This is a genomic window from Treponema socranskii subsp. buccale (genome assembly GCF_024181585.1).
Taxonomy (GTDB): Bacteria; Spirochaetota; Spirochaetia; order Treponematales; family Treponemataceae; genus Treponema_D; species Treponema_D buccale.
Map to the genome: position 1 here is coordinate 985,217 of NZ_CP054258.1, position 18,635 is coordinate 1,003,851.

The 18,635-nt window shown below is 47.8% G+C and carries 14 protein-coding genes; 9 read left to right on the top strand and 5 right to left on the bottom strand.

What is annotated here, in order from left to right; translation table 11 throughout:
* The first annotated feature begins 110 nt into the window (after positions 1-110).
* The 8 genes from HRI97_RS04360 (at position 111) to rnhB (ending at position 9,959) form a co-directional block, all read left to right on the top strand.
* A complete protein-coding gene (locus HRI97_RS04360) occupies positions 111-782 on the top strand; it encodes a carbohydrate ABC transporter permease (RefSeq protein ID WP_253727291.1) in 672 nt (223 codons plus the stop codon).
* Between the two features lie 31 nt (positions 783-813).
* Positions 814-1,590: a carbohydrate ABC transporter permease gene (locus HRI97_RS04365; protein ID WP_253726862.1), complete on the top strand. Its 777-nt coding sequence runs from the start codon at positions 814-816 to the stop codon at positions 1,588-1,590.
* A gap of 4 nt (positions 1,591-1,594) precedes the next feature.
* Positions 1,595-3,370: a glycoside hydrolase family 2 protein gene (locus HRI97_RS04370; RefSeq protein WP_253726864.1), complete on the top strand. Its 1,776-nt coding sequence runs from the start codon at positions 1,595-1,597 to the stop codon at positions 3,368-3,370.
* 140 nt (positions 3,371-3,510) lie between these two features.
* The gene (locus tag HRI97_RS04375) at positions 3,511-4,608 is read left to right on the top strand and encodes a glycoside hydrolase family 88 protein (protein WP_253726866.1); all 1,098 of its coding nucleotides are present in this window, start codon (positions 3,511-3,513) and stop codon (positions 4,606-4,608) included.
* 6 nt (positions 4,609-4,614) lie between these two features.
* Positions 4,615-6,441: a DUF2264 domain-containing protein gene (locus HRI97_RS04380; RefSeq protein WP_301338904.1), complete on the top strand. Its 1,827-nt coding sequence runs from the start codon at positions 4,615-4,617 to the stop codon at positions 6,439-6,441.
* Between the two features lie 158 nt (positions 6,442-6,599).
* Positions 6,600-7,211: a phosphoribosyltransferase gene (locus tag HRI97_RS04385; protein WP_180485838.1), complete on the top strand. Its 612-nt coding sequence runs from the start codon at positions 6,600-6,602 to the stop codon at positions 7,209-7,211.
* Positions 7,212-7,230: 19 nt separating this feature from the next.
* Positions 7,231-9,315 (top strand): chitobiase/beta-hexosaminidase C-terminal domain-containing protein, encoded by a 2,085-nt coding sequence (locus tag HRI97_RS04390; protein WP_253726870.1) that lies wholly within the window; start codon positions 7,231-7,233, stop codon positions 9,313-9,315.
* Positions 9,316-9,326: 11 nt separating this feature from the next.
* Positions 9,327-9,959 (top strand): ribonuclease HII, encoded by a 633-nt coding sequence (gene rnhB, locus HRI97_RS04395; protein ID WP_180485842.1) that lies wholly within the window; start codon positions 9,327-9,329, stop codon positions 9,957-9,959.
* A 19-nt stretch (positions 9,960-9,978) separates the two neighbouring features.
* Here the strand turns inward: rnhB and HRI97_RS04400 are convergent, their stop codons facing one another.
* The 5 genes from HRI97_RS04400 to tmk form a co-directional block, all read right to left on the bottom strand.
* Positions 9,979-10,413: a DUF3276 family protein gene (locus tag HRI97_RS04400; RefSeq protein WP_253726872.1), complete on the bottom strand. Its 435-nt coding sequence runs from the start codon at positions 10,411-10,413 to the stop codon at positions 9,979-9,981.
* Positions 10,414-10,537: 124 nt separating this feature from the next.
* Entirely contained in the window at positions 10,538-11,731 is a 1,194-nt protein-coding gene (locus tag HRI97_RS04405; RefSeq protein WP_253726874.1) for a cysteine desulfurase family protein, read from the bottom strand.
* A gap of 5 nt (positions 11,732-11,736) precedes the next feature.
* Complete coding sequence (locus tag HRI97_RS04410; protein ID WP_253726876.1) at positions 11,737-12,849, bottom strand: 3-dehydroquinate synthase; 1,113 nt, start codon at positions 12,847-12,849, stop codon at positions 11,737-11,739.
* Positions 12,850-12,859: 10 nt separating this feature from the next.
* Positions 12,860-13,465, bottom strand: coding sequence for a DUF8513 domain-containing protein (locus tag HRI97_RS04415; protein ID WP_495574009.1), 606 nt, complete (start codon positions 13,463-13,465; stop codon positions 12,860-12,862).
* A gap of 20 nt (positions 13,466-13,485) precedes the next feature.
* Entirely contained in the window at positions 13,486-14,103 is a 618-nt protein-coding gene (tmk, locus tag HRI97_RS04420) for a dTMP kinase (RefSeq protein ID WP_180485851.1), read from the bottom strand.
* Positions 14,104-14,178: 75 nt separating this feature from the next.
* Between tmk and HRI97_RS04425 the strand changes: the two genes are divergently transcribed.
* Positions 14,179-18,564: a translocation/assembly module TamB domain-containing protein gene (locus tag HRI97_RS04425; RefSeq protein ID WP_253726880.1), complete on the top strand. Its 4,386-nt coding sequence runs from the start codon at positions 14,179-14,181 to the stop codon at positions 18,562-18,564.
* Positions 18,565-18,635: the final 71 nt, after the last annotated feature.

The window sequence follows — 18,635 nt, forward strand, 5'->3', positions numbered from 1 at the left end:
TTACCAATTATTCGGGCGGCGCGAGATTTCGGTTCGTCGCATTGAAAAATTATACAGTAGCATTTGCAGATGAAAATTTTTTAAAAAGTCTTTTTCTCACATTTCAATACATGATCTGTACTGTCTTTTTTCAAATTGCACTGGGTCTGCTTTTTGCGTTATTTCTTGCGCGACCGTTTCGCGGCAGTACGTTTTTTCGAAGTGCATTTTATATTCCGAATATACTTTCTTCAGTCGCTGTCGGTTTGGCGTTTATGTTTATCTTCGAACCGTCATCGGGTTTTATGAACGGGCTTTTGAAGGCGGTAGGTTTGCCGACGTCAAAGTGGCTTGCAGGAGAAAAATCTTCTCTCCTTGTTATAATGCTGGTTTCGATTTGGCAAAATGTAGGCTATTATATGGTGCTGCTTATCGGTGCGCTGCAAAACGTAAACGGTTCCCTGTATGAGGCTGCGAAAATGGACGGCGCCGGCAAATTGCAGCAATTTTTGGCCGTTACGCTTCCCGGTATTTCGCCTGTACTTTTTTATGCCGTTATACTTGCGATAATACGCGGGTTTCAGTCATTTGATTATATTTACGTTATGACAGGCGGGCAGCTCGGGGGAGGGCCTGCCGGCAGTACAAATGTATTGGCATTCGATATTTATACAAACGCGTTTACGCATTATCGTTTGGGCTATGCATCCGCCGAATCCGTCGTCTTATTGATAATTATTCTTATCGTCACTTTGATTCAGAATTACGGTCAAAAAAAGTGGGTAGTTTATGATATCGTTTAATAAAAATATCAAAATAGGGAAATATATTTTTTTGATTATAATAACGATAATTTCGCTTTTTCCGATAGTGCTCGTTTTGTCTTCGTCGTTTAAAAATGAAAGCGAAATATTCGATTTTCCGTTTCATTTGATTCCTCGTCAAATTATTTTTTCCAACTTTATCCGGTTGAGTCGGAACTTTCCGTTGTATATCTGGAATTCCGTTAAGCTGACATCGATTATCGCGGTTTTGCAGCTCTTTTCGGCGTCAACCGGCGGATACGTGTTTTCCAAACTGAAATGGAAGGGGCGGAACTTTATCTTCGGTTTATACCTTGCCTCGATGATGATTCCATTACAAGCCGTTACCATTCCGCAGTTTATCATAATGCGGAATCTCAATCTTTATGACACGCATGCGGCTATTATCCTTTTGAGCACGTTTACGGCTTTCGGAACTTTTCTCATTCGACAATATTTTTTATCCGTACCGGATACCTATCTCGAAGCTGCACGTATCGACGGCGCTCGTGAATGGACAATATTTTTTAATATTATGCTGCCGATGGCAAAACCCGTTTTGGTCACTCAAGCCGTACTGTCATTTCGTTTTTTTTGGAACGACTTTTTTACTCCGCTCATTTATCTGACAACGCCGGAACTGAAAACGCTGCCTTTGGGTATGACGGATTTTGTACGTGAACAGTATGTATACTGGGGACCGCAGATGGCGGCCGCATTGATTTCTATTATTCCCGTTTTAATAATTTTTATGTTCGGACAAAGATATTTTATTGAAGGAGTCTCTTCTTCAGGATTAAAGGGGTAGGATTATGAAAGAACAAAGCGGCAACTTCCAGTCGGAAATTCACGAAAAAGATTATCGGGCGAAATTTATTCCGCTTCGCAAAACGGTACAAAATGCGATTTGTATGGACGGACGAGAAACGGAATCGCTTAACGGCTCATGGCATTTTACGGTCGATCCGTATGAAACATCGTTGCGTGCCGGATGGTACGCCGAAAAACGCTTTTCGGAGGACGGTCGCGAAATGCCCTGCGATTTCGATTTTCAGGCATGGCCGACAATCGCGGTGCCTTCGTGCTGGAATATGATTTCACCCGAGCTTTTTTATTATGAAAATATAGGTGTGTATTATAGAGAGTTTACATATATCGAGAGGAAGGCAGGGGAGAGGACTTTCATTCAGTTTGAAGGAGCGCAATACCGTACCTATGTATTTTTAAATAATAAACCGATTGCGTTCCATGACGGAGGATCGACACCGTTTACGGTCGAGACAACGGGGCTGTTGCAGCGTTTTAATAAAATTATGGTGTTTGTCGATGCTGCACGCTCCGATTCCCGCGTTCCGATGAGCAATACGGATTGGTTTAATTACGGAGGATTATATCGTGATGTCTATTTTGTACGGACGCCTCAAGTTTTAATCAAGGATTGGTTTGTTCGGCTTGTTCCCGGATCCGGTTATAAAAAAATTGCGATTGACTTTCAAATAGAGGGGACAAAAACAGGCGAGGCTCGATTTTGTATTCCCGAATTGGAGCTCGATGAAGTCATTTCGGTTGCGGATGGAAAAGGCCGTGCGGAAATCGAGGTTTCACCCGAATTGTGGAGTCCTGAAAATCCTAAGTTATACGATGTTTCGCTTTCGTTCGGAGAAGATGCCGTATCGGATAGGATCGGTTTCCGCGAAATTAAAGTCGAAAACGGAAAGATTTATCTTAACGGAAAAGCACGTTACCTGAAGGGCGTATGCGTACATGAAGATCATGAAAAGTTCGGCAAAACTACCGATGATGAGATAATACGTGCGACAATACGGGATCTGAAAGATATGCACGGCATATTTTTGCGCTTGGCGCATTATCCTCACACGAGGCGTTTTGCAAAAATTGCCGATGAAACGGGTGTGCTGTTATGGGAAGAAATTCCCGTCTATTGGGCGATTGATTTTTCGAATCCCGATACGTACGATGATGCGGAAAATCAGCTTTCGGAATTGATCGTGCGAGATAAAAATCGTGCATCCGTGATCATTTGGTCGGTGGGAAATGAAAATGCCGATACCGACGACAGGTTGTCATTTATGCGTAATCTTGTGCAGACGGCAAAGCGGCTTGATCCGACTCGGCTTGTCAGTGCGGCTTGTCTTGTCAATCGGGAAAAAATGTGCCTTGAAGATCGTCTTATGAACGAATTGGATGTTATCGGCAATAACGAGTATTACGGTTGGTATGAACCGAATTTCGACGATTTGATTACAATCCTTAGCAATACAAAATTGACAAAACCGGTCATTATCACCGAATTCGGTGCGGGCGCCGGATATGGGAATCACGGTACGGAAAATACGCTTTGGACGGAAGAATATCAGGAAACGCTGTATAAAAAGCAATTTGCGGTAATGAAAAGAAGCGATTTCATTCAAGGAACGACTCCGTGGATTTTGTATGATTTTCGTGCCGTGCGCAGACAAAATCGGTATCAAAAAGGTTTTAATCGCAAAGGATTGATTGACGCCGATCGCAAAAGAAGAAAATTGGCCTTTAAAGTCGTTGCGGATTATTATGCAGGTATTGATTAAAAAGGCCGAATTTCAGGTGCCTTGTAGTATGCTGTAAAAATATACATTTATCGAAATGAGGTTGTACCGTGCAGCAGATACGAAAAAAAGACGATTTTTTAAATCACGCACTTCAAGATCGTGATTTTTGGCAAAGGGCAATGGATTATGCGATCGCGAAAACGGAAGAGAACAGTAAAACGTTTACGGACGGTTATCCGGCTCCTGCCAGTGTCGATTTGATATATCCGAAAATTCCCAACGATGAATGGACAAGCGGATTTTGGAACGGAATGCTTTGGCAGGCATATAATGCGACCGGAATCGATGCGTTCCGTATTGCAGCGGAAGCAACGCTGTCCGACTATGAAAACCGACTTAGGAATCGCATAGAAACACAAACGCATGATTTGGGTTTTTTGTATATACTTTCGGCAAAGGCGGAGTATCTGACTACGGGCAATAAAAACGCTCTGAAGATTGCATTGAAAGCCGCCGATTTGCTGATGGAACGCTATAATCCCGCTTCAGGTGTGATTCAAGCATGGGGCAGTGCCGATGACGTCGAAAACAGAGGCAGGATCATTATCGACTGTCTTATGAATACTCCGCTTTTATTTTGGGCATCGGAAGTAACACAATCGGATACATACGCGCAAGCTGCGAAAAGTCATGTCGAAAAATCGAAGCGTTTTTTAATTCGAGACGATGATACGACATTCCATACATATTATTTTGATGTTACCGACGGCAGAGCGCTTCGCGGAAAAACGGCTCAAGGATTCAGCGATTCTTCCTGTTGGGCACGAGGGCAGGCATGGGGGATTTACGGATTTTGTTTGAATTATCGGTATACCGGCGATTTTTCTCTGCTTATGTCGGCAAAGCGTTTGGCTCATCATTTTCTTAACCGTTTGCCGCAAGATGCCGTATGCTATTGGGATCTTATATTTACTTCGGGAACTGAAGAGCGGGACAGCTCGGCGGCTGCAATCGCTGCATGCGGCTTAATGGAACTTGCGTCGCTGCTTCCCCTTGCCGATAAAGATAGACCGGTGTATGAAGCTGCAGCGCTTGTGATTATGGAATCTTTAGCCGCGTCTTATACTACCGAGGGATTGAAATCGAACGGTATTTTGCAACATGCGGTTTACGGTAAGCCGTTCGGTAAAGGGGTCGACGAATGCAATATTTGGGGTGACTATTTTTATATGGAAGCGCTGGATCGTATTCTTTTTCATCATAAGCTTTTTTGGTAAGCGAAAATGCAAACGTATAAATCGGCAATAACTGAAAATCCATTGAAAACCCGCGATGATGTTGCCCAAAGTCTTTTTCAATTACTCATGCCGTGTTCGGATAAATTTATCATGGGTAATACCGGCTTATTCAATTATAACGGAAGCACGACCTATTGCGACAGAGTAGGACTTTTTGAAGGGTGGAGCAGGCTTTTGTGGGGGATCGGACCTTTGCTTGCCGGCGGTTATGTATGGGAAGGATTGTCGATATATCAAGAGGGGCTCTCCAACGGAACGAATCCCGATTCTCCGTTTTATTGGGGCGATATTAAGGATTTTGATCAGCGTATCGTTGAAACTGCGGCAATCGCATTGGCTATGATACTCAATAAAAAAGTTCTGTGGGAACAATATACCGAAACGGAACAGAACAGAATTTATACGTGGCTGAACTCGGTAAATGATCGTACATTCAGCGAAAACAATTGGAAATTTTTTCGTATTTTGGTGAATCTTTTTTTTGAACAAGTCGGGCGTCCTCCGAATGAAAGCGTACTTGAAAAAGATCTTGCCCTTATTGAAAGTTTTTATGTAGAGGACGGCTGGTATAAAGATGCCGTTCCTTTTGATAATTACAATCCCTTTGCAATTCAGTTCTATTCGATGATTTATTACCGTTTCAGAAAAGACAAAGATACGGAACGTTGCAAGCGATATGAACGGCGGGTAAAACTGTTTGCCCGTCAGCATATTCACTATTTCACAAATGACGGGCTTTTCGTTCCCTACGGAAGAAGTCTGACGTATCGTTTTGCCGTGGTAAGTTTTTATTCAGCTTGTGCTTTTGCCGGAATTGAAGTTTTGCCGTGGGGAATTATGAAAGGCATCGTTTTGAGAAATATGCGGTGGTGGTTCCGGCAGCCGATCTTCGATCGCGACGGTATGCTCACAGTCGGTTATCGTTATCCGAATCTTATGATCGCCGAACAATATAACGGACAGGGTTCTCCTTATTGGGCGTGTAAAACCTATCTCATGCTTGCACTGCCTTCCGAGCATCCGTTTTGGACGGCTGAAGAACAAGCGCTGCCCGGTTTGCCCGAAACGGTGTGTCTTCCGGTTCCGCATATACTTTTTTCCCGAACTCCCGAAGATGTGGTTTTGCTCAACGGAGGGCAGTATCCCGACTATCAGATGAATCATGCCGCCGATAAATATGCAAAATTTGCGTACAGTGCAAAATTCGGTTTTTCATGTTCGCTGAGTAATTACGATTTCGAAAAAACAGGCTGCGATTCCATGCTCTATATCGGGACGGGAGACGGCTATTGGCGGCAAAGGCGAAAGAGCGATAGCGTCGAAATGTATTCCGATTACTGTAAAAGCATTTGGAAGCCGTATGACGATACGGAAATATGTACCTATCTGATACCGGCAGGATATTTTCATATACGGATTCACATTATCATGTCGGATAGGGATTTATTGACAAAAGAGGGCGGCTTTGCGATTGCGCGTTACAAGGATTTCGATCCTGAACTGCCTATATTTGCGGAGTCAAAAGGAATATCCGATATTTCATTGATATTTCCGTGGGGCTTTTCTTATATAGCCGATCCGTCCGGCAAGAGGGAAGCGTCGTATGTAATGCCTTCACCTAATTTGAACTGTATGGCGCCGTGTGTTTTGGTACCCGTTCTTTCGGGAAAGATAGTGCGGGGCAAAAAGAATTGTCATATCTGCATTACGGGGGCATCTTCGAATACGGACGATATGACAAAAGTTCCGAACGTTCAGTATGATGATGTGAACGGATCTTTAACCGTCAACGGTAAAAAAATCAAACTTTAATTCCCTGACGCAAGACGGGCGGAAACAGCCGGCTTCTAAAAGATAAAATATTTTCCCGAAAGCTTTATCCGAAGCGATGTACGGATACCTCTTTTTCGTGTTCTCCGTGTTGAGCATTCCTTTGATTACGATTATAATGACGAAATGAGGTTATCACGATGATAAAGGAATTTCTTCCGTTCGATGTTGTTCGAAACGATGCGCTTAAAATTGCGCATAAAATGCACTCCGACGGATTTGTACCGGATGTGATTTATTGTTCGCTGCGCGGAGGCGCGTATATGGCAAACGTTATCAGCGAATATTACAAACTCGTACGGAAGGATTATCATCCCGTCTTGTATGCGTCCGTCGTTGCAAGATCGTATACCGACGTTCAGCAGCACGAAAAAGTGTACGTCGACGGATGGACGTATGCGCCCGAATATCTTCGTCCCGGCGATAAAATCATGCTCGTCGACGATATCTTCGATTCCGGCCGTACGATCAATTCGCTTGTCGAAATATTTTTACAGAGAGGAGTTCCCCGCAGCAATATCAAAATCGTCGTGCACGATTATAAGCGCTTTACGTATCACAAAGAACAGCAGTCCATTCAGCCCGATTATTGGTGCAGGCTTTTGGAAATCACAAAGCCGGAAGAGGATCGCTGGATTCACTATTTGAGCCATGAACTCGTCGGGCTTTCAAAAGAAGAACTCGAAGAGTATTATTTTAAAGATGATCCCGAACTGCGTCCCGTGCTCGAGCCGCTTTTGGGGAAAGTCTGATGTAACAGGAAAACCGGCGATGAAAAAACGCGTATGCCTTATCGCTTTGGCGGTTTTGATTTCGGCAGCCGCTTCGGCAACTGTGAAAATTATTAATCCCGTACAGGGTGTATGGGCGAATAAGCAGCTGCTCGTGCTTGAACTTTCCGAAGGTGAAAACGCATACTATTCGCTCAACGGCTCCGATCCGCTCGATTCGGGTTTTGCATATGACGGTCCCGTAGCGCTCGATGTTTCAGGCGATGTCGAAGTTCGTATCGTTGCCGTCGATTCACGCGGACTCTCTCGTGAATACCGCGTTTCATATACCGTCGCGCCCGTTCCGTTTCCGTCCGCGTATTCGATAGGTGAAATCGCCGATGCCGTTTCGGACGGTATCTTGGAATACACTGCAGGGGACGTGCTCTCTCTTCCGTCCGAACTCGAATACAGTCTCGGCGGTCTGCCCGAATCCTTTCAAAAGGGACGCGCGATTTCATACAGCGCCGATTGCATTCTCTCGCGTTTTATTCCGTGCGTTCTCTCGGACGGGACTGCGAAGTGGCGTTTTATTATAAAAACGAAACCTTCTCTTTCCGGTTCTTTTGCAGTCCGCGACGTTCCGTTTAAAATCACCGATTGGGATACGCTGTCTTTTACGAGCGATGCGCTGATTTACCGCATTGACGATGCATATTGGGTGAGCGGAAACGAAAGCGCCGTCCTTGACAGAACCGTGCCGCACACGATTTTTTGGCAGAGCGTTGCCTTTGCTCCCGCCAATCCCGTAAGCTCCTTTGTGCTTCCGCCAAAACCCGAAACTCTTGTCGAGCGGCGTGAAGACGGTTCGATTTCGCTTGCGCTTCGGGGAGAAGGCTTCCGATTCGGCAGCAGAATTGAAAACGGAGAGGAGACGATGCTTTTTGAAGCGGCGGGAATCGATACGTTTTTCGGAGATGAAGTGTCGGGCACATTTGATGCGGACGTCTATTACGATTCGGTGTATCAGGGACGGCTTTCTTTTCCGTACACTGTCGACCGGCGTTCTCCTTCGGTGCCGACTTTCGTTTCGTCGGCAAAATCTTTTTATTCGAGAAAGGCGGTCGAACTTTCGCTTTCTGGGGACGGGGAGTCCGATCTCTTTGTCGCCGTGAGCAATCCGGTGATGCTGTTCGGAACGATGACAAAAGAAGACGCCGCTTCTCTTTTCGACGTCGTGCATGCGGATTCGTTTTTGCCGTTCACCGCTCCTCTTGTCCTTGATTCGCCTTCCGACGATGCGGTTTATTATAAAATCTGCGCCTATGCGGTCGATCGAAGCGGTAACAAAAGTGCGCTTGTTTCATACGATGTTTTGATCGACAAATATAATTATTATGTCGATGCATCCGCCGATAAAGAGAGCGCCGACGGAACGAGGGACAATCCCTATACGACTCTCGCCGAATGCTTTGCCGCTGCCGAAGAAAACCGCTTTGCGAATATTACGATCAAAGGCACGCTCGTTATGCCCGAAGGAGAAACGCTTATCGATTCGAACTGTGTCATCCGAGGCGAAGATGATGCGCGCCTCGTCTTTGCGTCAGGCGGTTTTTTTACCGTACGGAGCGCAAGTCTTTCCCTTATAAATCTTATCGTCAAACGCGACGATACGGATTCGCCCAATAAAATTAATAATCCTCTTATACGCTTGGAACATTCGGTGCTTACTTCGGAAAACTGTGAAATCGCCGTATCGTTTGCCGAAAGCGGTAATGTTGTAAGCGCCGATACATCCGTCGTTACGATACGCTTTTGCGGCATTACCTCTTCGGCAAAACGCTATTCGTCGTGTATATCGTCCGTCGGCTCCAAACTGAAGATAAGCGATTCGCGCATTTCGACGGCGGCTTCCGCAGCCGTAAATTTTTCCGTGCACGGCGGAGAATTTGAGATGCGTTCGTCTTCATGCAGGGTTGCCGGAAGCTACGGCAGAGCGGCCGAACTCTTCGGCGGAAAAAGCAAAATCGTCGAAAATTCGTTTGTCGCCGATCTGCGATATCCGGAAAGATCCGCCGCTGCGGTCTATACCGATGCGCAAAATATTTCCCTCGAATACGGCGGCAATACCGAAAGCGGCTACTAGGAGAAGGGCTCATGCCGGCTCTTGCAAATTGTTCGACAGCGCCGTCCGCGGAAAATAAGGCGGATGTTTTTTTATGCGGCCTCGACGAGGCCGGAAGAGGCCCGCTTGCAGGTCCCGTCGTCGCTTCCGCCGTGATTTTACCGGACGATTTTCCTCAAGCTATTTTAAATGATTCGAAAAAACTTTCCGCAAAAAAACGCGGTCTTGCCGAAAAAATTATTAAAGAAAAAGCGTGCTGGGGTATCGGCATCGTCTCTCATACCCTCATCGACGAAATCAATATCCTCGAAGCGAGCCTCCTTGCAATGAAAAAAGCGTATGAAGCGCTTTCGGAAAAATTCGATGTATGGTTGAAGGCGTCAGCCCTTTCGGGCAGAACGATATGCGCCGTTGCCGACGGAACGTTTTGCCCCGATATCGGATGCGAATGCCGCAGCGAAGTAAAAGCGGACGCAAAATACGCTCCCGTCATGGCGGCGAGCATACTCGCAAAAACGTACAGAGATGCGATCATGATCGAAATGGATAAAAAATACCCCGCTTACGGATACGCGCGCCACAAAGGCTATCCGACTGCCGAGCACAGACGCATTTGCCGTGAAATCGGTCCTTCTCCGATTCAGAGGCTGACCTTTCATTATTAAGATTCGGTTTTAATAATTATTAATCGATTTCTGCGCCGCTCGTCCGCGCGGCATCGTTCGCTTTTTCAGCATCGCTCCGCTTCGATACGATGTGAACTCTGCCCGTGCGCTTGATGCCGTCGTCGCGCTTCGCTTCTTTTTCGCCGTCTTTTACGTAATACAGTTTTTTTGCGTACTTCGCTTCTTTTTCGGCTTTTTTTTCGCGTGCGGCTTTGACGCGGGCTCTGCGCGCTTTGTCGATAAACGAAAGCGATTTATCCATGCCCTGTAAAAATTTCTGCATATCTTCGGCGAAAATCGCAATCTGATGCCGGTCGAAGTCCGCGCCGTCGCGGCTTTTGCTTTCGACGATTTGAAGAAATATATCGCCCGTTCTGTTTTCTTTGACGTTAAAAAAATACGACCGGTTGTCCAAATATACTTGCGTTGTAAAGAGTTCTCCGCGTGCGCCCATAATCCGTCCTCTGTTGGCTTCACAGTATCATAAAAAGAGCGCTTGGGCAACTGCGCCGGAAACCGTATTCTCTAAAAAATCACGTGTAACGAAAAAAATCGGCTGCACTCCAGGCATCAGTCGATTATGCGAATTTTGCGGCGATTTCGGCCGCCTTTACTGCAAGCGCTTTCATCGCGCTTTCGCTCGTACGGGGGCCGAAGCTGAAGCGGACCGCACCTTCGCGGACGGATGCGCTCACGTTCATCGCCCGTAAAACGGCGCTTCCGCCTGTATGCTGTCCCTTGTGCGAAGAGCATGCGCTTCCGGTCGAAACGCAAAATCCTTCGGCGTCGAGCGCGCGGAGCATCACTTGTCCCGGAATGTTTTTAAAAGACGCCTGCACGATCCACGGAGAATATTCGTCTTCATGCCGGGCGTCGAGCCGCGCTTCGGGGATAATCGTACAGCCTGCGATTTCGGAAAGGCTTTGTATAAAAGATTTTGTTAATTTTTTTTGCGTTTCAAAACGCGCGCGTGCTTTTTCGTTTGTATTCGAAATGCAGTAGCGTTCGAGACAGCGCGCAAATGCGAGCGCACCGTATACGTTTTCCGTTCCGCTTCGTATATTTTTTTCCTGTCCGCCGCCGCGGAAAAAAGATTCGATCGTGTCGGCAAGGTAGAGTATGCCGATACCCCTGGGGCCTCCGATTTTGTGGGCGCTGAAAGCCGCGCTCGCAATCCCTGCATGCGAAAGATCGAGCGGAATTTTTCCTGCAGCCTGAACGCAGTCGACGTGCAGTTTCGCTTTTCGTTTGTTTTCCGCCGCTTTTGCAAGCGCATCCGCTATGTCTTTGATCGGCTGAATAGCGCCCGTTTCGTTGTTGACCGCCATAACACAGACGAGGGCGGTATCGTCGGTGAGTTTTGACAGCACCGCTTCTTTCGTTATGATGCCGCCCGTTGTCGCCGGAATGCGGACGACGCGCCATCCGCATTTTGTCAAGGATTCCGCCTGTTCGCGGACTGCCGGATGCTCGATGGAACTTACGAGTACGGTGCCTTTTTGCGGACGGTTCAATACGGAAAGGAGGGGAATGCAGTCGCTTTCGGTTCCGCCCGACGTAAAGTAAATCGTTTCGGACGGTACGCCCAAAGATGCGGCACATAGTGCGCGCGCTTTTTCCAAAAGCCGTTTCGCTTCTTTTCCGACGGAATGCACGCTCGAAGGATTTCCCCACGCCGAAAAAGTTTCCGCAAGAGAGGCTTCCAAAATATCTTTATCGGAGGGTGCGGTTGCCGCCCAGTCAAAATACCGATCGATATCGTTTTGTTCCATACGCACTATTTTAAAACGTTCAAGATGACATCGTCGCCGACGGTTTCGGAAACCGTTTCGGTCAGACCTTTTTGTAAAACGAGGCGGATGCCGCCGCCGGTATTTTTTTTGTCTTTGTGCATGATCGAAAGGAGCCTCGTTCCCGCAGCACCTCCTTTTATAATCGAAGGCACGGGATCCGTTTCCCAGCCGTAGCGCTCGAGGACGGAGAATACTTCGTCTTTATACGCTCGGCTGCACAAACCGATGTTGCAGCTGAGAGTGACGGCGCGCGATATGCCCCACGCGACCGCATCTCCGTGCGTGACGCTCCCGAAACCCGCAAGCGATTCGAGTGCGTGGCCGAAAGTGTGCCCGTAATTCAAATACGTGCGGATATTTTGTTCGGTAAAATCCCGCTCGACGACGGAAGCCTTTGCCGCGGCGCATTTTTTAATAATAAAGTTTACCGTCGCTTTATCGCGCGAACATATCTTTTCGCTTTCGTTTTTAAATACGTCGTAGAGTTCGGCGTCGTACAAAAGCGCGGTTTTTAAAGCTTCGGCGAGTCCGGATCGATACTGGTCTTCGGAAAGCGATTGTACGAATTCGGGAAAAATGTATATCGATTCGGCGGGGTAAAACGAACCGATCATATTTTTATAATTGTTGAAATCGCATCCGGTTTTTCCGCCGATCGCCGCATCGACCATCGAAAGCAGCGTCGTCGGCACGAACGCGCACGATGCGCCCCGTTTAAAAAGGGATGCCGCAAAACCCGTTATATCCGAAATGACGCCTCCTCCGACGGCGACGAAACTATCCTTTCGCGAAAATTCCGCATCGATCGCATTTTTTACGATGGTAAGGACACTTTCGATCGTTTTGTATCCTTCGCCCGAACCGAGTATGGCAAGTCTGTCGTCTCCGCAGATTCCGTCGTCGAACCTTGCGATAAAAGGCGCGAAGAGCGGGAGCGTTGCGACTTTTGCGTCGGTGACGAAAAAGCGACGGCGGCCCGTTTTTTCTCCGGGCTTAAAGAGATCGATAAAGTCGGGAGCTGTTTCCGCAAAGACGATGCCGGTAGCATCCGTTCCCGGGTGAACGGGCGGATAGGAGATGCGTACGATAGTATCCATAGAAGATATTTTAATAGCTTTTCGTGTCCATTGCAAGAAAAGCGTCGCGCACTTTTTGCACGCGCGCAATTTCCCGTGCGAGCATTTTTCCGTAATCGAGACTGCCGTTTTTTATGCGTTCGCGTTCGTCTTCCCAAAACTGTCGTTCGGTGATAAATAAAAAATCGAACGAAACGGCATTCGCTTTTTCCGCCCACAGTTCGGCTTCTTTCCAATAATAGAGACCGGCCGTATAGCACGAAAGCGCTTTTTCCAAATCACGCACGTATTCGTCTTTCCACGGCGCGTCGTAAAAATATGCGGCTTTTTTATCGTAGGTTCTGCCGAGTCTCAAGTGCTGTTCGATGAGTTTGAGATTCAAATGCATTTGAAAGAGGTAGCGGTATTTTTCCCATTCTTTTTTCGTTTCGATTTTTAAGCCGGCGTAGAGCGGATTGCAAAAGTCCGCTTGTACCGCTTTTTCAAGCCAATAGATATTTTCGAGGCAGTCGTCGGGATATTGCTGGTAGTGGATGTGATAGAGGCGGTAAAAATCCTCTTTATATTTGACCATATACGCGCTTAGGGGCACAGGTATGCCGAAGGAAAAGAGGAGCAAAACGGCGACGATGCGCACGATATGCGGAAAATACTTTTTCACGATTTCAATATCGGCAGATTTTCAAAGTAACTCCATATCTTTTCCGCTGTTTCTTCTATGGGACGCGATGCGTCGAGCGTAATTATGTTCATCGCTTCTTTTTTTGCAAACTCTTCGATGACCGCATCGTAGCGGCGGGCGGTATTTTTTTGAAAATCGGCTTTTTCGTAGATTTCTTTTTGCCCTGCGCGATGTACGACGCGTTCGAACGAAAGGGAAGGGTCGATACGGAAATAAAAAAGCGCTTCGGGAAGCGGAAAGGCGCTGTTTACGAGGTGAGGGATGTCGTCTCCGAACGAAGCCGACTGATAGGCGAGCGTCGAAAAGATGTAGCGGTCGCTTACGGCGATTTTGCCGTTTTGCACGTGCTCCGTGATGCCGCCCTTTCCGTAGATGTGTTCGCACCTGTCGGCGGCAAAGAGAAAGGCCGCCGTCCGCTCATCGACCGGAAATTCGCCTTTGAGCATACGACGTAAAAAAAGCCCCGTCGGGAGTTCCGTCGGTTCCGCCGTCGCAAAGATTTTATCGCCGAGCTTTTTTTTGAGGATACCGAGTTGTGTCGACGTGCCCGACCCGTCGATGCCTTCGAAAACGATAAAATTATGCAATATCATAGAAAACGCCTGCATTTTTTCCGATATTCTGATATGATGACATCGGTGATTTCGCTTTGAGGATTCGGCGGCTGCATGAGTAAAAAATCGGTTATCCGCGGTTTATATATTTTGATTTTTCTCACCATACTGCTCGCGTCGTTCGCATGCGTTCGTCCGATATATAGGGCGCTCACCGAAAATATTTCACATCGTGCGCAAACGGTACGGACAATGCTTGAAAACCGTACGGGGCTTACCTTTTCGTATGCGTCGCTGTCGCCGTCCATTTTAACCGTTTTCAATATAAAAGGTATAGTCCTCGGTTCCGCCGCCGACGGAAAACCGCTCGCATCGATCAGGCGGATCACGCTCCGCTATCGATTGCTGAAATTGCTCCGAGGCGATATAGACAGCGCATTTAAAAGCCTTGTAATAGACGGGATCACTCTCGAGTACGACGATGAAGTCGACAGAGCGATTATCGAAAAACTGGCTTCCTTTGTAAAGACTTCGAATGCGAAGGGCGGAGCAAGGCGGACGGACTTTTCGCGCATCAGCGTCGACTTGCCGTTTTCGCTTTTAATAAAAAACGTGCGCATCCGCTATCGGAGCGCGAAAGCGGATGCATCGTTTACGATACGCTCGGCGGATGCCGTGTATAATGAAGCTTCCCGATCGCTCGGCGTGAATGTGCGCGGCGGTGCGGACGTCGTTTTGCACGGCGCAAACGGCATACGCATTTCGGGAAAGTATTCGCTTTCGAGCTCCGTCCGTCACGGCCTGAACGGAAGCTCCTTTGTCGCACGCTTTTCGAATATGACAGGCGGTGATTTTTCATTCGGCAGACTGAACTTCCGCGCATCCTACGACGACCGCGTCATTTCCGTGCGCACTTTTCAATCTGCGTTTCCCTTTATGGTGAGGGCTTCCTACGGCATCGATTCGAAAAAAGCCGAAGCGTCTTTTGCCGCCGAACACTTTACGCTTTCATCGTTTATCACATCCCGCAGCCGTGCGGATATTATGCAGCGCATAGGAGCGGTATCGCTTACGGCGAGGGCATCCGCCGAATACGATGTCGAACAAAAATCGCTTTCGTATACAAGCGGCGGCAGCCTTTTCGTTCCCGAAACGCTTGTGAAAGGCTCTCTTTCCGTGCGCTTCGACGCTGCAGGAACGAAAGACGAAGTTTCGATTCCGCGCCTCGTCGCTTCGGGAAAAAACTGCGATGCCGAAGCTTCGCTTTTATATCGCTTCAACGGTATGCGTCTTTCGGGCACCGTCGATGCCCGCCGCGTCGCCCTTCCGAACGGAAACGAGCTTTCGACGGAACTGTATTTCGATCCGCTCGATAAGGGTTTTGTATGCTTTGCACCCGAAGTCCGCCTCGGAGAAAAAACCTTTACCGCACTCGAAGCGCGCGTAATGCCGAACGGAAATTCCGTCGATTACAGTTTCGAGCTTTTCGACTACGCGCACGCCGAAGCCGATTCCCCCGGCTCGCTGCGCATAGACGGAAGCTGGCTTACCCGTACGAATTATATTCAGGCGGGAATCAATATCAACAATTTTTACCTCGACAGCGCGGCGGAAGCGGGAGCGTTCTTTTTGACAAAAAACAATTCCGCAACCTTATCCTCTTTTTCGCCGCGCCTCGCGCCTTACGTGTTCACCGGCGAGTTCTTCGTTTCATCCGATTTGAAATCGGTTTCCTACAACGCGCCCTATGCGCTTTTTGTAAATACGCAAAAAGAAAACGAAGCGCTCTTTTTGTCGTTTGACGGAAACGAATCTTCTCTCCAAGTGTCGCAGCTCAACGTCGTATACAAAGGCGATACCTTTTCCGCTTCGGCCGAAATCGACCGCGCTCCCGATTCGTCGGGATCGTTTTTTACGTTTGACGTGCAATATAAATCGGTTCCGTATCATTTTACCGGAAACATCATGCATAATTTTATCAGCGTTTCGGGCGATTACAACCTTGCCGCAGAGTTCCGGCGCTACGATAACGGCAGCATGGAAGGTTCGTTTACGATGAAAAATTTTCCGCTGCATGCAGCCGGTACGATATGGACGCTTTCCGCCGAAACCGGTTTTGCATATACCGAAGACGAAGGTTTTGCCGTACACATCGCGCGATTCGAATCCGAAGATGCCGGCGGAAAATTTCCTTTTTCCCCTCGTGTGTTTTTGTCGGGAACGGTATCGAAGTACGGAGCGATTTTCGATTCCGTTTCATATACGGATTCGTTTTCCGCGCTCACGGGTTCCTCTCAGTGTACCGTCAATTTGCGTGAAGGACGATTGGATTCCGCGCATTTCGATATGACGATGACAAATCCGATTTCAAAAGAATCGATAACGGCGAGCGCTGAAATCAGCAATCCGGATGAAGCGCCGTTTTCCGTCGAAATGCTTAAAAACAATCTGTACTTCAACGCCCGGATTTTATGCGCTAATATCGATTTGAATCGCTTTGCGGCGGAGCAGAGCGAAAACAATCGAATGGCCGCATCGGTGAGCGCGACCGGTACATTTGAAAATCCCTATGTGATCGTTTCCGTAGATGACGCCGATGTGATGTTTGCGGGTATACCGCTTTCGGCAACGGGCAGTCTCATACTCGAAGAGCGCAATCTCTCCGTAAATGAAATGCACATCTCATACGGCAGATTTCTTGTCGATAACGTAAAGGCGGATTTTTCTCTTGAGTCTTTTACCGGGAGCGCATCGGCGGACATAACGACACGGGTGCTGAAAAAAGACGTAAAGCTTCCGCTCCTGCTGAAAATCTCAGATACGGTGTTTTCCGAAAAAAAACGGTATCCCGCTTTTTTTTCGGCGACGCTTTCGTCTCGAGGCGCTTCGGGGTCGCTTTTTGTAAGACCGTTTCCGTTTTCGCTTTCCTTTTCGTATGCCGAAGGAAAGGCGCTTATCTCTTCATCTTCGTCACTCGGCGTTTCGGGAATTATCACCGATAAAGGCGATATCGATTTGAAGATTTCGGAAACAAGACCGTTTCACTGCAGTATCGGCGGAAAAATCGAAACGAAAAATCTTGACATACGCATCTCCGATGTCAGTGCCGATTTGGCCGCTCTTATGTCGCATGTTTCGAATGAGTTCCTCACGATATACAACGGTACGCTTATCGGTTCGGCGAAGATCACGGGGCTCCTTTCCGATCCCGAATTCAATGCCGGTTTTTCCGTCGAGCAGCCCGACTTCAGTTTGACTAAGGTTCTCCCGTATCACATCACTTCGGAGCGTTTTTTTGTGCTGATGGATCATAATGTCATGACGATTCCGTCGGTAACGATGGACATACGCGGGAGTACTTTCGATGTCGCTTCGTCACTTTACCTTGATCGCTGGACATTCGACCGGCTTGAAGCGACCGTCCGCACTCCGCCGAATAAAACCGTTCCTGCGGATTTGGATGTCGATATGGCGGATTTCAGCGGACGGGCGGGCGTCGATTTGAATCTCATCCTTCAGGATAAAATTTTCGATGTGACCGGGAAAGTATATGTCGAAGACGTAAAAGCGAAATTCCGTATGGCAGAATTGCTCGGAGAACGCGAAATGAATTATATCGTTCCGACGAGGGCAAATGTCGATGTCGTCTTCGGTCCGCACGTCAGCCTCGTCTTCGATCCGCTGCTCAGGTGCGTCTTTGCACCCGGCGATGCAATCAAAGTAAAATTCGACCAGACGGACAATTCGTATTCGATTGACGGCGATATGCACTTGCGTTCCGGCGATATCGCGTATTTGAACCGCAGCTTTTATCTGCGGCAAGGAACGATCCGTTTCAGCGATACGGACGATCGATTCAATCCGCGCATTACGGTGAAAGCCGAAACGAGAGAACGCGACTCGAACGGAAGCGATATACGAATCATCCTTTCGGCGGAAAATCAGCCCCTGCTCGATTTTAATCCGCAATTTTCATCGATTCCCGCAAAATCGGAGGCGGAAATCCGTACGCTTTTGGGGCAGATCGTCGCCGCCGATTCGGGAAACATGCGCGACATCCTTATCGCGACGACCGATTACGCCATTCAATCGACGATCGGGCGCGCCGTCGAAAACAAGTTGCGCGATTGGCTGAAATTTGATATATTTTCGATTAGAACGACCGTTTTGCAGAATACGCTGCGGATGGGTTTTTCAGGCGATTTAACCCGGAGAGATTTATCGGCAGGTAACTTTCTCGACAATTCGACTGTTTATATTGGTAAATACTTCGGAAGCGTATTGTATGCCGATGCGCTCATGCATTTGGTGTACGATAAGACGAGGGTTGACGACAGCTCGACGGCGCAGGGGATTACATTCCAGCCGGAATTCGGTTTCGAACTTGAAGCGCCGTTTGCGAACATTCGATGGGATATGGCACCCGATATCACTGCGATGCTCAATAATGTCATTGTTCCTTCGACGTCGCTGACGCTTTCGTGGCGATTTTCATTTTGAGCCTTTCGAAAGCCGATTCGAAGTCCGCGAAAGCGGACACGTAGAATCGGTTCTTTGCAGAACGAGCCGGA

Excerpts from the sequence above, each read along its gene's own strand:
- HRI97_RS04370 (WP_253726864.1), top strand. The coding sequence starts at position 1,595 with ATGAAAGAACAAAGCGGCAACTTCCAGTCGGAAATTCACGAAAAAGAT.
- HRI97_RS04405 (WP_253726874.1), bottom strand. The coding sequence starts at position 11,731 with ATGGAACAAAACGATATCGATCGGTATTTTGACTGGGCGGCAACCGCA.
- HRI97_RS04425 (WP_253726880.1), top strand. The coding sequence starts at position 14,179 with ATGAGTAAAAAATCGGTTATCCGCGGTTTATATATTTTGATTTTTCTC.
- HRI97_RS04410 (WP_253726876.1), bottom strand. The coding sequence starts at position 12,849 with ATGGATACTATCGTACGCATCTCCTATCCGCCCGTTCACCCGGGAACG.
- HRI97_RS04375 (WP_253726866.1), top strand. The coding sequence starts at position 3,511 with ATGGATTATGCGATCGCGAAAACGGAAGAGAACAGTAAAACGTTTACG.
- tmk (WP_180485851.1), bottom strand. The coding sequence starts at position 14,103 with ATGATATTGCATAATTTTATCGTTTTCGAAGGCATCGACGGGTCGGGC.
- HRI97_RS04400 (WP_253726872.1), bottom strand. The coding sequence starts at position 10,413 with ATGGGCGCACGCGGAGAACTCTTTACAACGCAAGTATATTTGGACAAC.
- HRI97_RS04385 (WP_180485838.1), top strand. The coding sequence starts at position 6,600 with ATGATAAAGGAATTTCTTCCGTTCGATGTTGTTCGAAACGATGCGCTT.
- HRI97_RS04390 (WP_253726870.1), top strand. The coding sequence starts at position 7,231 with ATGAAAAAACGCGTATGCCTTATCGCTTTGGCGGTTTTGATTTCGGCA.
- rnhB (WP_180485842.1), top strand. The coding sequence starts at position 9,327 with ATGCCGGCTCTTGCAAATTGTTCGACAGCGCCGTCCGCGGAAAATAAG.
- HRI97_RS04360 (WP_253727291.1), top strand. The coding sequence starts at position 111 with ATGATCTGTACTGTCTTTTTTCAAATTGCACTGGGTCTGCTTTTTGCG.
- HRI97_RS04380 (WP_301338904.1), top strand. The coding sequence starts at position 4,615 with ATGCAAACGTATAAATCGGCAATAACTGAAAATCCATTGAAAACCCGC.